14 protein-coding genes are annotated in these 15,762 nt (G+C 64.6%); 1 reads left to right on the top strand and 13 read right to left on the bottom strand.

Annotation, left to right across the window (positions count from 1 at the left end):
* Window positions 1–2 precede the first annotated feature (2 nt).
* Genes F2P46_RS05780 through F2P46_RS05755 form a run of 6 tightly spaced genes read right to left on the bottom strand, consistent with a single transcriptional unit; the run spans window position 3 to window position 7,083 of the window.
* Window positions 3–1,073: a branched-chain amino acid ABC transporter permease gene (locus F2P46_RS05780; RefSeq protein WP_166886090.1), complete on the bottom strand. Its 1,071-nt coding sequence runs from the start codon at window positions 1,071–1,073 to the stop codon at window positions 3–5.
* Window positions 1,073–1,798: an ABC transporter ATP-binding protein gene (locus tag F2P46_RS05775; RefSeq protein ID WP_166886088.1), complete on the bottom strand. Its 726-nt coding sequence runs from the start codon at window positions 1,796–1,798 to the stop codon at window positions 1,073–1,075. Before F2P46_RS05775 ends, F2P46_RS05780 begins: the two co-directional genes overlap by 1 nt.
* Window positions 1,791–2,582 (bottom strand): ABC transporter ATP-binding protein, encoded by a 792-nt coding sequence (locus F2P46_RS05770; RefSeq protein WP_229509096.1) that lies wholly within the window; start codon window positions 2,580–2,582, stop codon window positions 1,791–1,793. Before F2P46_RS05770 ends, F2P46_RS05775 begins: the two co-directional genes overlap by 8 nt.
* Window positions 2,579–3,772, bottom strand: a complete 1,194-nt coding sequence (locus F2P46_RS05765; protein WP_166886086.1) for a substrate-binding domain-containing protein — start codon at window positions 3,770–3,772, stop codon at window positions 2,579–2,581. Before F2P46_RS05765 ends, F2P46_RS05770 begins: the two co-directional genes overlap by 4 nt.
* 54 nt (window positions 3,773–3,826) lie before the next feature.
* On the bottom strand, window positions 3,827–4,762 hold the full coding sequence (locus tag F2P46_RS05760; protein WP_368737880.1) for an alpha/beta fold hydrolase: 936 nt from the start codon (window positions 4,760–4,762) through the stop codon (window positions 3,827–3,829).
* Between the two features lie 14 nt (window positions 4,763–4,776).
* Window positions 4,777–7,083 (bottom strand): TonB-dependent receptor, encoded by a 2,307-nt coding sequence (locus F2P46_RS05755; protein WP_166886083.1) that lies wholly within the window; start codon window positions 7,081–7,083, stop codon window positions 4,777–4,779.
* A 266-nt stretch (window positions 7,084–7,349) separates the two neighbouring features.
* On the opposite strand from F2P46_RS05755, the gene F2P46_RS05750 reads away from it, so the two are divergent.
* Entirely contained in the window at window positions 7,350–8,276 is a 927-nt protein-coding gene (locus tag F2P46_RS05750; protein WP_166886081.1) for a LysR family transcriptional regulator, read from the top strand.
* A gap of 108 nt (window positions 8,277–8,384) precedes the next feature.
* On the opposite strand, the gene F2P46_RS05745 is transcribed toward F2P46_RS05750, so the two are convergent.
* The 7 genes from F2P46_RS05745 to F2P46_RS05715 all read right to left on the bottom strand — a co-directional run bounded on the left by F2P46_RS05745 (window position 8,385) and on the right by F2P46_RS05715 (window position 15,752).
* Window positions 8,385–8,675, bottom strand: a complete 291-nt coding sequence (locus tag F2P46_RS05745) for a type II toxin-antitoxin system RelE/ParE family toxin (RefSeq protein WP_166886079.1) — start codon at window positions 8,673–8,675, stop codon at window positions 8,385–8,387.
* On the bottom strand, window positions 8,663–8,953 hold the full coding sequence (locus F2P46_RS05740; protein ID WP_208296515.1) for a CopG family ribbon-helix-helix protein: 291 nt from the start codon (window positions 8,951–8,953) through the stop codon (window positions 8,663–8,665). The genes F2P46_RS05745 and F2P46_RS05740 overlap by 13 nt, the downstream gene beginning before the upstream one ends.
* 113 nt (window positions 8,954–9,066) lie before the next feature.
* Window positions 9,067–10,083, bottom strand: coding sequence for a hypothetical protein (locus F2P46_RS05735; protein WP_166886077.1), 1,017 nt, complete (start codon window positions 10,081–10,083; stop codon window positions 9,067–9,069).
* Between the two features lie 213 nt (window positions 10,084–10,296).
* The gene (locus F2P46_RS38190; protein ID WP_166886075.1) at window positions 10,297–13,164 is read right to left on the bottom strand and encodes a hypothetical protein; all 2,868 of its coding nucleotides are present in this window, start codon (window positions 13,162–13,164) and stop codon (window positions 10,297–10,299) included.
* 128 nt (window positions 13,165–13,292) lie between these two features.
* Window positions 13,293–13,514 carry a helix-turn-helix transcriptional regulator gene (locus F2P46_RS05725; protein WP_208296514.1) on the bottom strand — a complete coding sequence of 74 codons (222 nt, stop codon included), beginning with the start codon at window positions 13,512–13,514 and terminating at the stop codon, window positions 13,293–13,295.
* The gene (locus tag F2P46_RS05720) at window positions 13,511–13,975 is read right to left on the bottom strand and encodes a hypothetical protein (RefSeq protein WP_166886073.1); all 465 of its coding nucleotides are present in this window, start codon (window positions 13,973–13,975) and stop codon (window positions 13,511–13,513) included. The genes F2P46_RS05725 and F2P46_RS05720 overlap by 4 nt, the downstream gene beginning before the upstream one ends.
* Window positions 13,976–14,093: 118 nt before the next feature.
* Window positions 14,094–15,752, bottom strand: a complete 1,659-nt coding sequence (locus F2P46_RS05715; RefSeq protein WP_166886072.1) for a hypothetical protein — start codon at window positions 15,750–15,752, stop codon at window positions 14,094–14,096.
* Window positions 15,753–15,762: the final 10 nt, after the last annotated feature.

The raw sequence follows: 15,762 nt of genomic DNA, 5'->3' as shown, positions 1-15,762 counted from the left end.
CCTCAGCGGCGCAGGTTGGAATACAGGCCGGCCGGGCGCCACAGCAGGATGGCGATCATCAGGGCGATGTTCGACACCAGCGCGAATTTGGGCAGCAGGAAGCCGGCATAGTTGGCCACCAGCGCCATCAGGAGCGCGCCGATGAAGCAGCCGCCGACCGAGCCGAGCCCGCCGATGATGACGACGATAAAGATCATCACCATCATTTCGCCGCCCATGGCCGCGTTCAGGGTTTCCTTGTACAAGCCCCAGAGCACGCCGCCCAGGCCGGCCAGCGCCGAGCCGGCGGCGAACACGGCCACGAACAGGCGGCGGATGCGGTAGCCCATGGCTTCGACCATCTCGCGGTTTTCGACGCCGGCGCGGATCAAGAGGCCGATCTTGGTGCGGTTGAGCACCAGGAACATGGCGACGAACACCACCAGTCCGATCGCGACCGCCACCAGCCGGTATTTTTCGACCGCCGCGTCGCCCAGCAGCACCGCGCCGCGCAGGCTGGCCGGCAGCGGCAGGGGAATCTGCTCGGCGCCCCAGATCACGCTGATCAGTTGCTCGGCCACGATCATGCCGCCCATGGTGATCAAGATCTGCTTGAGATGCTGGCCGTACACGGGCGCGATGATGATGCGCTCGAAGGCCCAGCCGAGCAGCGCGGTGGCGAGCATGGCGAGCGCGATCGCCAGCCCGAGCACGCCCAGGTTGAGCGCCAGCGAATCGACCTCGAGCCAGCCGCGCATGGGAATGAGGACCATGGTGGCGGCGTAGGCGCCGACCGAGACAAAGGCGCCATGGCCGAAGTTGAGCACGTCCATCAGCCCGAACACGAGCGTCAGGCCGCTGGCCATGATGAAGATCATCATGCCCATCGCCAGGCCGGCGATGGTCAGGGTGACCCAGGTGGGAAAGCTGCCCACCAGCGGCAGCGTCAAGAGGATCAGCGCCGGCACCAGCAGCAGCGGCGCCAGGTCGCGCCGGGCTGCGGGCAAGGGCGTATCGAGCGGCGCGGCCGGCAGCGCCGTGGCCGCGCTCACTGGAGGCGATTGGGTGGTCACGTGGGTGGTCTCCGTATTCATTATTGATGTGCGCTCAGTGACAGCCCGAGCAGGCGTTGCTGCAGCTTGTCGTCCTCGACCAGGGCGCGCATGGCGCCGGCGTGGACCACCTTGCCGTCGTCCATCACCGAGACCGTGTCGCCGAGGTGCTTGACGACGCTGAAGTTTTGCTCGACCAGCAAGATGGTGGTGTCGGTCTGCTTCAGTTCGGCGAAGGCGGCGATCAGGCTCTGGATGATGGCCGGGGCCAGGCCCTTGGTCGGTTCGTCGATCAGCAGCAGCTTGCGCGGTTCGACCATGGCGCGCGCGATCGCCACCATTTGTTTTTGCCCGCCAGACAAATTGCCGGCCGGGTAGTGCCAGAATTTGCGCAAGGCGGGAAAGAAGCCGAAGATCCATTCCACGCGCGCTTCCTGGAGCGGCCCGTTGCGCGCGGCCAGGTACAGGTTTTCGCGCACGGTCAGGTCGGAAAATACGGCCATCGATTCGGGCACGTAGGCAATGCCGAGCTGGGCGATGTCGGGCGTGGCCAGGGCCGCGATGTCGCGCCCCTCGAAGCGCACCGTGCCGGCGGACGCTTTCCATAGCCCCATGATGGTGCGCAGGGTGGTGGTCTTGCCGGCCCCGTTGCGACCCAGCAGCACCGACAGGCCGCCGCGCGGCACCGTCAGGTCGACCCCTTGCAGGATGTGGTACTCGCCGATGTGGGTGTGGACGGCGCTCAGTTGAAGGATCGGATCACGCATGCTCGGGCGTCCCCTCGGGCGTCCCCAGATAGGCTTCCTGGACGATGGCCGAGGCCATCACCTCGGCCGGATTGCCGTCGGCCACCAGGGCGCCGTTGTGCAGGACGATGATGCGGTCGGCCAGCGAACGCACCACGTCCATCTTGTGTTCGACCAGCAAAATGGTCTTGTTGCGTTCGGCCTTGACCTGGTGGATCAGGTCGAGCACGACCGGCACTTCGTCCACGCTCATGCCGGCGGTCGGCTCGTCGAACATCATCACGCCCGGCTCCAGCGCCAGCAGGATCGCCACTTCCAGCTTGCGCTTGTCGCCGTGCGACAGGGCGGCCACGCACGTGTCGCGCCGCGCGGCCATGGCGACGCGTTCGAGGTAATAGTCAGCGCGCACGATCAGGTCCTGGTGGCTGGACCAGCGCGTCAGCATCGAGCGCACGCCCAGGCCGGCGCCAGAGCGGCTTTGCACCGCCAGGCGCACGTTTTCGGCCACCGTCAGGTGCGGGAACAGGTTGGTCAGCTGGAAGGCGCGCCCGATACCGAGCGCCGTGCGCTTGGCCGCGCCGAAGCGGGTGATGTCGGCGCCGTCGAGCAGGACCGTGCCCGAGGTGGCCGGCAACTGGCCCGACATCAGGTTGAAGTAGGTGGTCTTGCCGGCGCCGTTGGGGCCGACGATCACGGTCAGGGTGCCGGGATAGAAATCGGCGCTGACCCGGTCGACCGCCACGTGCCCGCCGAAGCGGATGCTCAGTTCGCGCGTCGACAGCGACGGCATGGCCGCCGGCGTCATCGCTTGTTCCTCACCGGGAGCGGCAGCTCGCTGGCCGGGATTTCGCGCACAAGTTCCAGCAAGTCCCACTCGTTCTTCTGGTCTTTCTTGATCTTGAAGTGGTACATCGACTGCAAGGCCTGGTGGTCTTCCTTGCGGAAGGTCATCTTGCCCTTGGGCGTGTCGAAGTCCATGCCTTCCATGGCCGCGATCAGCTTTTCGGTGTCGCCCGAGTTCGCTTTGGTCAAGGCCGTGACGACCGCGCTGGCCGCCGCAAAGCCGCCGGCGGTAAACATGTCGGGCGGGCCCTTGTGGCGCTTGCTGTGCTCGGCCACGAACCAGTCGTTCATCTTGTTCTTCGGAAAGCCGTGGTAGTAGTAGATGGTGCCCTGGGTGCCGGCGAAGTTCTTCCAGGTTTTCATCACCGGCAGGATGTTCCCGCCCGGCGAGAGGATGATGCCGTAGCGCTCGGGCTTCATGTCGGCCAGCTTGTTCATCGGATTCGGGCCGGCCCAGACAATTTGCAGCAGGCGCGGCTCGGGCTTGTTTTTCAGGGCGTCGAAGAGGCGCTGGGCCGGCGCCGTGAAGTCGCTGGTGGCTTGCGGCGCGTATTCCTCGTGCACCACCTGGGCCTTGCTGCCGGTGGCGGCCAGCGCTTCGCGGCCGGCCTTGACCGCATCCTTGCCGAAGGCGTAATCCTGGGCCAGGAAGGCCACGCTGCCGGCCTTGAGCGTGCTGGCGGCGGCCAGCGCATCCTGCATCGAACTGCGCGCGGTGCGGAAGATGTAGCGGTTGAATTTTTCGCCGGTGATGGCGTCGGCCACGGCCGGCTCGATGATCAGGATCTTCTTGTACTCCTGCGCCACCGGCAGCATGGCGATGGCCGAGCCGGACGAGGTGGTGCCGACCGCAATGTCGGCCTTGTCGTCGCCGTAGGCTTCGGCCAGCAGGGTGCGTCCCAGGTCGGGTTTGCTCTGGTCATCCTTGACGATCACCTTCAGCTTGCGGCCGTTGATTTCCATCTTGCCGCCGGTGAGGTATTCGAGGCCCATCATGAAGCCGGTTTCGGTTTCCTTGGCGTAGGATTCGAGGATCCCGGTCTTGCCCGCGATGAGGGCGATTTTCAGGTCGGCCGCGGCCAGCGCGGACGTTGCCAGGGTGCTCGCGAGGGTGGCCAGGACGGCCGCTGCCAGGGTGTTCAGTTTGTACATCGTGTCTCCTCTTGGGATGGCTGTTTTATAGGTATATGGTGGGGCTGATGCGGTTCAGTCGACCTGCGCCAGGAAGCGTTCGATCGCCTGCCGTGCCGGCGCTTCGGTCAGCATCGGCGCGTGGCCCACGCCGGGCACTTCGGCGTACTGCATGCGTGGCGCGGCGCGCTGCATGTAGCTGGCCTGTTCCGGCTCGACCAGGTCGGACAGGCTGCCGCGCACCAGCAAGGTGGGGCGGTTGCGCGCCAGGCGCCGGAACGCCAGGCGCGAGGTCCACGACGACGGCTTGAGCTTGCCGTTTTGCAGGGGCAGGGCGATGTTCGGGTCGTAGCGCAGCACCAGGTGCCCGGCATCGTTTTCGGAAAAAGCGCGGCGCGCCCACTTGTTCCATTCGCCCATGTCGTTCGATGGAAAGGCCGGCTGGTTGATGTCGCGCATGTACTCGGCCGCCTGTTCCCAATTGAGCATGGTGGCGCCCTTGCCGGCGTAGGTGGCGATGCGCGACAAGCCTTTTTGCGAGATCACCGGGCCGACGTCGTTGAGGATGGCGGCGGCGATCAGTTTCAGGCGCCGTAGCGCCAGGGTCATGGTGATGATGCCGCCCATCGAGGTGCCGACGAACACGGCGCGCTCGATGCCCAGGTCGTGCGCCAACTTGATCACGTCGCCGGCGTAGACGACCGGGTTGTAGTGGGCCGGGTCGGGGTCGCGCGCGGACTGGCCGCGCCCGCGCACGTCGAGCGCCAGCACGCGCCGTCCCAGGCTGGCGATCCACGGCGCCAGCTCGTCGAAGTCGCCCGAGTTGCGCGTGAGCCCGTGGATGCAGATCACGGGCAGGCGCGCGCGGCCGCCGTGGCCGGGGTAGTCGCGCGCGTACAGGGTCAGGCCGTCGTCGCTGAGGTAGCTGACGTCGTTGAATTGCCGGGCCGCCTGCGCTTCGTTGGCGGCCGGGGGAAAGTGGGCGGCGTGGACGCCATCGTGTTCATGCACCGAAACTCCCATGTTCAGAACCGGTATTCGAGGGTGGCCGAGACGGTGCGCGGGGCGCCGTAAAAGGCCGTCAGCACGCCCTCCTTGCCGAGGTTGGGGAAAACGTAGCCGCCGGTGCGATAGCGCTTGTCGCCCAGGTTCTTGCCGTGCAGGCCGGCGCGGATCTTGTTGTCGCTGCTGGTCCACGTCAGGCTCAGGTCGTACAGGGTGTAGGCCGGCTGGTCGAGCACCGAGACGTATTCGAACTGGCTGGTGTCGTCCTTGTAGGCGGCGCTGGCGCTGATGCTGGCGCTGCCGCCGCGCCCCATCAGCGGCAGGGCGATGTCGTAGGTGGCGCGCAGGTTGGCCGAGTTCTTCGGCGTGTTCTGGAAGTAGCGCTCGCCCGCCACGTTGACCAAGGCCGGCACGCCGCCGACCAGTTGCGAGGTCAGGAACTGGGTGTATTCGGCGTTGATGTGACTGTACATGCCGGTCACGCTCACGGCATCGCTCAATTTCGCGCTGGCCTCGATTTCGGCGCCGCGGATCTTGGCCTTGCCGGCGTTGGTGGTCACCCCGGCGAAACTGTCGGGGCGGCCGTCGTTGTTGGTGTCGACCTCCACCGAGCCGGGAATCTGGACATCCTTGTATTTGCTGTCGAACAGGGCGATATTGGTCAGGATGCGGTTGTTGTTATACGAGGACTTGAGGCCCAGCTCCAGGGTGTCGATGGTTTCCGGCAGGTAGCCGGCGCGCGCGGTGGCGTCGCTGATCTTGGTGCCGACCACGTTCATGCGCGGGTCGAAGCCGCCGCCCTTGAAGCCGCGCGCCCAGCTGGCGTAGATGTTCTGGTTGGCGGCAGCCTTGTAGGCCATGCCGACTTTCGGGGTGAACTTCTTGTCTTCGCGTTTCAGTTCGCCATGGGTGAAGTCGGTGTCGGTGCGGAACAGCACGGCGTTCGGCTTGCCCAGCGCCGGCGAGCCGTTCAGGCCCAGGTAGATCTGGCGCAGGATGGTTGCGTCGCGCTTGTCGACCGTGTAGCGCCCGCCCAGCGAGAAGCTCAGCGCATCGGTGTATTTATAGTTGGCGTCGGCGAAGGCGGCCCAGGCCTTGGTGTCGATATCGCCCAGCGTGTAGGTGGAGCTGGGGAAGGCGCCGGCCAAGACGGTGTCGAAGACGTTGTAGGCGTTGGCGTCGATGTAGTACACGCCGGCCACGCCCTGGACCTTGTCGCCGGTGTAGGTGAACTGGAATTCCTGGCTGAACTGCTTGTTCTTGTACAGCGCGGGCACTTCGAAGTCGACCATCGACAGCGAGTCGAAGTCGATCGGCGCGTACGACTTGTCGCGGCGCGAGGCGGTAACCGATTTGACGCTCAGTTGCGGGTTGATGGTGTACTCCAGCAGCGCCGACCAGCCGTGCGCGCTAACCTCCTGCTCGTGCCCGAGCGCGCGGTCCAGGTTGGCGCGCGTGTCGTACACGTTCTCCAGGATGGGCGCGCCGCTGGTGCGTCCGACCGTCACGCGGTGGCCGTTGCGCGGGCTCGAATCGTCTTGCGTGGCGTCGCCCGACAAGCGGATGAACAGGTCGGGGGTGGGCGTAAATTCGGCCGACAGGCGGCCGGCGGTCATGTCCTTGTCGTAGTTGTGGGCGCCGGTGAGCAAGTTGCGCCCGTAACCGTCGCGCTTGAAGCGGGCCACCGAGCCACCCACGCGCACCGTTTCCGACAAGGGCGTGCTGGCCGTGAGCACCGCTTCGCGCTGGCTGTAGTCGCCCAGGGTGACGCGCCCGCGAATGTCGGTTTTGGAGCCGAGTTTGCGCGTCACGTACTTGACCGCGCCGCCGATGGTGTTGCGGCCATACAAGGTGCCTTGCGGTCCGCGCAGCACTTCGATGCGCTCGACGTCGTAGATGTCGGTCACGGCCGCTTGCGGGCGGGCCAGGTAGATATCGTCGAGGTAGATGCCGACGCCGGCTTCGAAGCCGGCCAGCGGATCTTGCTGGCCGACGCCGCGGATAAAGGCGGTCAGGGTCGAATTGGTGGCGCGCGAGGCCTTGAGGGTGGTGTTCGGAATCGACAGGGCGAGGGCGGTGATGTCGGGCGTGCCCTGCTTGGAGAGCTGGTCGCCGCCGAACGCGGTGACCGAGACCGGCACGTCCTGCAGGTTTTCGGGGCGGCGCCGCGCGCTGACGGTGACCACGCCGGCGTCCTGGATGGGACCGGCGGCGGGAGCGCCCGACTCGGTTTGCGCGTGCGCCGGGGCGAGCGCGCCGCCGGACAGGGCCAGCACGGCGCAGGCAATGCGATGTAAGGGAAAGTGTCGAATGGTGGTCAAACGCATGGTGTTGTCTCCTGAGATTTTTTTGGACAATGCGGTAAGCCGGAAGCGAAGCCTTGCAGTGTGCCCCCATTCGAATTTGCGCGAAAGATAACGAAACGCCCAAGCACTGTGCAAAAATGCACAGTGGTGGTATTTACAACTTATCGTTTTCTCACCAACAGGTTCCGGCGCGACTTTGCGTTTTATCAATACACAAAAATCAAAAGATTGCGTGTGCGGTGTGCACTGGTGCACAATATTCGTTGTGAATATCCGACATCGATTCCATGAATACCTTGCCTGAATGGACAGACCTGCGATTCTTCCTGGAGCTGGCGCGCGCCGGTACCTTGTCGGGTGCGTCGCGCCGGCTGGCGGTCGAACATACGACCGTGGCGCGCCGCATCGACCGGCTCGAAATCCAGCTTGGCACCACCTTGTTCGACCGCAGCCGCGAGGGCTACGAGCTGACCGAAATGGGCCAGGCCCTGCTGCCGCACGCCGAAGCGATGGAGAGCGCGGCGCTGGCGGCCACCGAGCAGTTGGGCGGCACCGAAGTGGCGGCGCACGGCGTGGTGCGGCTCGGCGTGCCGGAAGTGTTCGGGGTGCGGGTGGTGGCGCCGCTGCTGGTCGGGCTGCTGCAGACCCACCCCGACCTGAGCATCGACCTGCTGGTGCTGCCGCGCTTTGCCAACCTGGCCAACCGCGAGGCGGACCTGGGCGTGATGCTCGATCCGCCCAGCACCGGGCGCTACATGATCACCCGGCTGGCGTCGTTCCGTTTCTATTTGTACGCATCGCCCGAGTATCTGGCGCGCCATCCGCCGATCCGCGAGCACGCCGACCTGGCGCGCCACGACTTTGTCGATTATGTGCAGGACCGGCTGGCCAGCCGCGAACTGAGTTATCTCAACGAATTGGGGTTCACGCCGAGGCGCCGGCTGTGCTGCACCGGGATGACCGCGCAGGTGGAGGCGGCGGCGCTGGGGATGGGGCTGATCATGGCGCCGCCGTATGCGGTGCCGGACGACGGCAGGCTGGTGCCGGTGCTCGACCAGTTTTTCGCCGAACGCTCGTTCTGGCTGGCCGCGCCGACCGACTTGTACCGCTTGCAGCGGGTCAGGGCGGTGTGGAATTTATTGCGGGAGTATTCGGACCGGCAGCCGTCCTTGTTTGTGCATGGGCGGGAGGAGCCGGCGCGTTCGGCGCGGTAGGCCGGTTCTATCAGCCCATGCGAGTGCGAGCGTGGCGGCGTACGGTCGATTGGCGGAGGTCTATCGCGCGCTGCAAGCAGTCGCAGGGCAAATCCGCTGTCTGTCCTGTCAGTCCCCAGCTTCCTTTTGATGTCGTACCGCGAGGATCATTACCAATCCTGGCTCAATCCGGTAGCGCACGACATATCCGCTATCGCCGAAGTCGATTTCCCATTCACGATATGTCTCAATAGTATCGTGGGCAGGCCTGCCCACCTGAGATTGATGCCCCAGCACCTTGACGCCTTGCCTTATCGCTTTGACTGCGCGCCTTGCCGCGGCAACATTCTTGGCGGCCAAGAAGTTGTACACCCGCTGCATGTCGCGTAAGGCGAGCGGCGACCATATCAGATGTGGCATTCGGGCGGCTCAATCTCGTTGCCGTCCTCAAGACTCTTCAGCCACGCGTCGGCTTCGTCGGCCGTGACATGTAGACCGGTGGCCTTATACTCTTCCCACGCGGTTACCATGTCCTGGCGAAAGGAGTCACGCTTCTCCTCACGAACCACATACTGGGCTACGGCTTCGCGCAGCATCCAATGAGGGGTTCTGCGCCGCGACTCTGCGAGGCGTTCGAGGCGGGCGCGCGTGTCCGGATCAAGTTTGACCGACATGGGCCGGGCAATAGTGGCAGCCATGATGATGCTCCTTCGCGTTAGCAACAGGTATTACCTTATCATACTCCACGCTGAAATTTCGGTCGCAATTGACGCGGGGCGCGGTTTTTGCCGCGTTCGGTTGGATTGAGTCCTCACGACATATTTTTCACTATTTTTTCCATTTCTGAACGTAAAAATATGGAATTCCATTTTCCGTTTTCGAGAAAGGCAGCACCTCTCAACCCTGCGGCCAGCAAAACACCGTCGCCCGTCGATAATCTTCCTGCGCAAACCAATATCTTGCTTGGCAGATCGGTTACTTGGGTCAAAGCGCCATTGTGGATGGTCCAGAAGCCGTAATCGTTGGTACACCATACGCGATCCTCGTACCAGACCATGTCTCGGAATCCCAGGGAAATGCCACCGTCGTGGATCTTTGTCCACTGGTTTTCTCTTCCGGCGAAGATTAGTCCTTCATAGCACGAGATATACACATTGCCGTCGGCGCCGCAACATATGGCCTGGATCCAAGAGTTCGAAGGAAAATCAACCTGCATCCATCTTTTTCCATCATATCGCCATACGTCGCCCATTCCTCCACCGGCGTATATATCTGTCTCGCTGAATCCATCAATGTCATCAAAACCATCGCGTCCAATTTCAGGATGTGATGGGAATGCATCCGTATGTGAGAGCCACTCGCCATCTGCTAATCTTTTGCCAACCGAGCGCGCGCCCCCGCATATGTATGCATATCCGCCAATCTGTTTAAGTTTCCGAATACCACCGCCATTCGGGTTTCCTGCTTTTCGTTCAATGAGAGAGTTATCATAAGAATCTTCGTCGCTGCCGACGGCATGTACCTTGCCATAAAGCTCAGCTGCTAAGAATTGACTCTTGGGAAGAAGGGCGGATCCAATGACAATGAAACTCCACCCCTCATAATCGGTAACGCCCCACTGATCGCCCGGTTCATCGTCTCGATAGTGCGTTAGCATCCTTTTTGGACGATATGCTGGATCATATTCGTTCTCTTCTTCAATCTCTACCTGGACATCGGTGTAATAGCTATCCACGACGAATCCAAATATCATTCTATTGCGAACTGCGCAGCCGATTATGTAAAAACCTTGGAATGTGTCGATATATTCATCAATTCCCATTGTCATGAAATTTCCTTGCCTCGTGTCTTATTCAGGAGTTTGCTCATTTGCGCTACTATATCAGTGAAATTTCGAGTTGATTTTAAGGCGGGCATTGCCGCCCCGACAGCCTGGTTCCAGAGTTTGGCAAGACTCACATGCCTTATCCCCGCCGTTCCTGCCACTGGCAGAAACGACGGGTTTTTACCACTTACCAAAACGCACCGCTGGCCTCAGGCCTCAGGCCTCCGGGCTGTCGTCGATCAACAGCGGTGGCATCAGGATGTGTTCCGCTTGGTCGGCCGGCTGGGTCAGCTTGGGAAACGCGATGTCGGTGCCGTCATCGAGCACCGTCAGCATGGTCGGCACCCGATAGGTCCACGCCGCGCCTTCCGCCGCCCCTTCCATCGGCGTGGTGGCGTTGAGCAGTTGCACTTCGCGGTTCAGGTCGGCCAGCACGCGGTCGGCCGGCACCACGGCGATGTCGGCCACGATCCCGGTCTGCAGGTACAGCGCGGCCGCGTCCTCATACCCCCTGCGCACCGGCAAGATCACCGACGCGAACCCGGCGTTGAGGAAGGCCGTGAACACGCTGTCGCCCTGTTGCTCGAAGCGCGCGGCGGCCCACTGCTGCGCACCCTCGCTCCAGAAGTACGGGAAGAAGCTGTAGGTCACCTGATCCCACTCGAAGGCGTACTCGAAGAAGCGCACTTCGCGCGCGGCCTGCTCCAGTCGCTCCGGCGCGATGGCCGGCGCGCTACCGGTCACGATGGGAGAGGCCGGTGCCGCCTGGCCGCTGCCGCTGCGCACGATCTCCAGCACCGCGCGTTTGAGTTCGGTGCGTTCGATGGTGCGCATCTGTTCTTCGCTGAGCGCGGCGTACGGGCCGTTTTCTTCAGTGCGCGCCGCGAGCAGGGCGCGGTGCTGTTTCAGGTCGCTCTCGTATTGGTCCATGATGATCTGGTGGCATTCCATCTGCCATTTTTCGACCGCCACTTTGGTGCGCGCCCAGACCAGGTAGAAGTTGACCGTGAACTGGTCGAGCTGGCCCCAGCCGCTGGCGTTGCAGCTGACCGCGCCGCTGTTGGTGCCGATGGCCTGGGCCGCAATCGGCGTGGCGCCGGTCGGGCTGCTCGAAAACAGCCTGGTGCCGACGCTGGCGCTGATGCCGGACTGATTATCGACCCCGTACCACGTCATCGACACGCCGGCCGCCGCCGCCGCATAGCCCTGTTCCAGCGCGCGCGGCGAGTTGAACGTGCCGCTCAGGGTCGTCGTTCCACCGCCGCCCGGATAAGTCAGGCTGGCGTATTCGGTGATGGCGGCCGTCGGTGGCGGCGGCAAGGTCACGTTGAAGCGTTCGGCGATGGCCAGCCAGGTGGCGTCGGTGATCTCGGCGGGGCGCATGATCGGCTTGACCGGGGCCGGACCGGCATGCCCGCCAAAGCCCGGTTGCTGGGCCAGCAGGTGGCGGAACATGGCCGCCGGCGCCGGTACCATCACCTCGTACATGGCGCGCGCGCCGTAGGTGAACACCTGTGCCTGATACACCTTGTCGACCCAGCGATACTGGGCGCGGACGGTGGCCGCCGGCGCGCTGTGGCGCACCACGTCGCTTTCGTACACTTCGGCGCTGCGGGTGCGCAAGCGCTGGCGTCCGACCCGCTCGCGCACCAGGGCGACGGCGCGCTCGACGATCTCGCGCGACTGGCGCAGGTCGGCGCCGCGCGACTGGTCGCCGCCGTTCGAGTTGTTCATGAAGGTCGAGGCCTGCGCGTTGACGGTGCCGTAGTTGGAGGTCAGGTTGATGCTGGCGTTGCGGTCCTGCTGCTTGCGCGCGGTCTGGAAGGCGTTCTGGCCCATTTCGAAACGCTCGAATCCGGTTTCTTCCTGCGAGACCTCGGCGTCGGCGTCGTTGTAGTTGCCGTCGCTTTCGTCGGCGCGGCTCAGGCGCGAGTGGAAGTGCTCGTGCTCTTCACCTTGCAGGATGTTATGGATGTTGGCCAGCTCGCCTTTTTCGTAGCCCACCAGCACCTGGCGCACCACGCGCAGGTCGGCTACGCCCACCGGACGAATGCCGAACTTCATGCTCGCGGGGGGAGCCGGCTTGGACACCGGCGCGCCGGGAATGAGCCTGGCCAGGTCGGGATTGTCGGCCAAAACGGCTGCGGCGGCCGGGCCGGTGGCGGGCATGGCGGCGGCCGTGGCAACGCCATCCGCAATGCGATGGCGCACCTCGTCGAGCAGGTCGAAGGTGCTCTGGTTGGTGGTGGGCACCCGGGCGTCGGCCAGCTCCTGCATCAGCTTGGCGTTGTCGGCGCGGAATTGCTCGTCGATATCGGCCGCGGGCTGGGTGCGGAATACTTTTTGCAAGTCCGACGGCCCGCCGCTGCCGGGCATGCCGGGCGTACCGGGCGCGTGCGTGCCGCCGGCGGTCATCTGGTCGAGCGCGGCGACGAGGCGCCGTTCCAGCTGGACCAGGGTGTCGATCTGCTTGAGCAGGTCGGCGAGGATCTTGTCCTGTTCGCCGGCGGCGTCGTCGCCGGCCGCGCTTTGCTGGGCGCTTTGCTGTTCGCGGCGCAGGCGCATCTGTTCTTCGAACGCGGCCGGCAGGGCGAGCGTGGGATTGAGCGCGGCCTGCACCGATTCCGGCGCCTGGGCGGCCTGGTCGCCGCCCAGGAGTTTTTGCAGCAGGGTGACCTGGCCCAGCAACTGCCGGGCGCGCTGCAACTGCGCGCTGCTGGCTTTGCCGGAGGCGATCCCTTGCAGGTAATATTGCCAGAGGGCGGTTTGCAAGGCGGGGACGTCGCCCACCACGTTTTGGGCGATCGGGAACAGGGTCTCGGCGACCAGGGTCGACTGGCCCTGGCGTGCGGCCTCCAGGTCGGCCGCGATGGCTTCCGGCGTGCGCTTGACCAGCTCGGCCCAGTGCTTGGCCAGGATGTCCAGCTCAGCGGTGAAATCCAGCTCGGCGGCAGTGGCGATCCACGTGGCGATCTGCGATTGGTCCGGCAGTTCGAGCAGTCCCGCTGGCGCCGGCGTCGGATTGGGGGCCCTGGTCGTGGCGAAGCGAAACAGTTCCTCGGCATTGGCGGTAGCTTGCGTCATGATATCTCCAGATGATGAAGGTGAAGGGTCATCATCGTCCGGGACGGCGCGCCGGAGTTCCGCCTGCGTCAGTGTTAAAACCGACTTGGCTCAACTCGCGGACTGTTTGGAATGTCGCGATGCAAGTGTTATGGGTTTTCCGGTTCCAGCTGGAACAAGGTTTCGACCGGTACATTAAAAGTGGCTGCCAGTTTCAATGCGAGCACCACCGATGGCACCATGTTGCCGGTTTCGATGGCGTTGATGCTCTTGCGGCTGACGTTGATGCGCTCGGCCAGTCCAGCCTGGGTGAGCTCGTGCATGGCGCGCTGGACCTTGAGCGTGTTGCGCAGTACGGGGACGTCGCTCATGCTTCGGCGCGTCCCAGGTACAGGAACGCGCCAAGGAAAGCGAGGGCGCCGGTGAGCATGCTCAGGCAGGCCATGAGGATGAGTTGCGGTTGCCGGGCCTGGCTCTCAAGCAACAAGGCCAGGGGCAGTTGAAGCAGCAGCACGCAGCCGAAGGCGATGCGCAGGGCGCGAGCCAGGCTTTGCCGCCTGAATTCGTCCTGGAACATGGCTCGCCAGAGCGACTTGCGCGCGGCAGCGTCGCCAGCGCGGCTTTGCTGATGGCGAACCCATGCGCAGAACAGGATGATGGCCAGCGGCGTCGTTGGCGCGGCGCGCTGCAGGCGCTCGCCCCACGCGCCGAGCGCGCCCAACGCCGACGCCAGTACGAGCGCGGCCACGACCAGCAAGGCGGCAAACGTGACAGTGAGCACGGCGCGGCCTTGTTGCGCGCAGTCGTCAATGGTTGGGCTGTTGGCATTCATGTTGGCTCCGGATTATGGTTGGATTGAATAAAATGTACCATGATTCGGACATAAAGTAACCTATGTGTTACTTTATTCGTTGCTTTATGCGTGATTCAGCCGGGATGGATTGGCTGTGTTATCGCAATGCTGACGATCCCTCGCCAGGCGTGCCGAGCGCTGCGGCTGCCTCCACCCTGGTGACAGCGGCGACCGGCCCAACCGGCTTGCCCTTGGGCGGCTGCACCTCAGGCCTGCCGTTTTGTGCCGCAAACGGACCGGTATTGACGTTGTAGGCCGCGATGGCGGCGGCGATTGCCGGGTCGCGCGCGGCCAGCTGGGCCTGGTCCGGCGTTGGCACAGGAGGCGGCTGCGCTGTGACGTCCCGCTCCGTATCCTGGGGCGCGGTGGTGGACTGCGCCGTCGTGGTCGGCCGCAGGGCGTCCGCCGGCCGCGCAAACCGGTCCGGCGCAAGCTGGGCTGCGAGGGCTGGATCGGGCTGGTCCGTGCGCAGCTGGGCCGGGGTCCTGTCGGCGTTGAGCTGGCCCGTCCTGCTGGCGTCGCGCCGGGCGATGTCGTCGGCCAGCGCGGCGCGCACGGCGTCGCTGGCGCCGGCGATTTTCTCGTCGAGCTCGCGTGCCGCCGCGCGCTCCGCTTGCAACTGTTGTGCAAGGACGCTCGCCTGTTGGGCGACGCCGGCAGCGTTGTTTTCCGTAGCGTCGGGTTCGGAGAGGGTGGACGCCGCCGCCGTGGTCGCCGTGGGCGCCGCCTGGAACGTGTCTTGCGTACTCAACGGTAACGCAACCGGGGGTGCTGCCGGGGCGCTTGGCAACGCTGGCGACACAGACACGGGCGCTGCGCCCTGGCGTGCATCGGCCTGGACAACGCTGCCGGCGATTGCCTGCAGGTCGGGTGCGTCCGCCGGCGCGGCCACGCGCGCTCCCTGAGGCGGCGCCTCTGCTTGCGGCGAGGCAATCAGGTTCGGCTGCACGGGGACACCGTTCTCGTCGACAAAGTCGGCCAGGGCAACAGGCGCGTCCTCGTCATTGCGCAAGGTCTCGTTCACCAGGTTCTGGAGGAACATATTGTCCGTATAGCTGGCCGGCTGCGCAGTCAGATAACCTGGCGCGGCGGCAATTTCTGGCGGGGCAGCGCCGGGCAGCGGCAAGGCCGCGCCGAACACGCTGTCGTCATCAAGGAAAGAGAGGTTGGCGACCTGCGCCTGGATTTGCGTGCCGACCACGCCCACGAAGGCATCGGCGGCGCGTTCCAGCAGCGCCGAGGTGGCGACCGGGTCGCGCCGAAAGGCCTCTTCCAGCACCGCGTCGTCCAGCGTCAGCTTGCCGGCGGCGCTGCTGGTCGCCCCCGTAAAGGCCAGGCCGATGGCGGCCAGGCTGGCTTCGGCATCGTCCGGCGCACCGCCAAGTTGCTGGAAAAATTGCGATTGCAGCGATTGGCCATCCAGGGTGTCGGTTGGCAGCCCGTTGCTGTCAACCGCGCTGGTCTGGAGTTCGTCGAAAGCGCCGGCCACGGCCGCCGCCGCGACGGCGGCATCGGCAAAGGCCTTCGAGGCATCGGCGTTGGCAAGGACCGAGGTTTGCAGTTCCAGCGTCTTTTTCTGGAACAGGGAGGCCAGCGACAGGAAGCGTCCCGAGCTCGACAGGTCCACCGTGGTCGGCGCGACGCCAAGGAAACTCAGGTTCTGGGCCTGCTCGGTGGCGACGGTACGGCTTGTCGCGATGGGGGTGACAAGGCCGGCGCCGCTTGCCGCGGGCGCCGTGATCTGGGAGATGTCCATGCTGAACCTT

Source organism: Massilia sp. CCM 8734 (genome assembly GCF_011682155.1).
GTDB lineage: Bacteria > Pseudomonadota > Gammaproteobacteria > Burkholderiales > Burkholderiaceae_D > Telluria_A > Telluria_A rubra.
The sequence above is the reverse complement of the archived record's forward strand: the minus strand, read 5'-3'. Positions and strand labels throughout refer to the sequence as shown.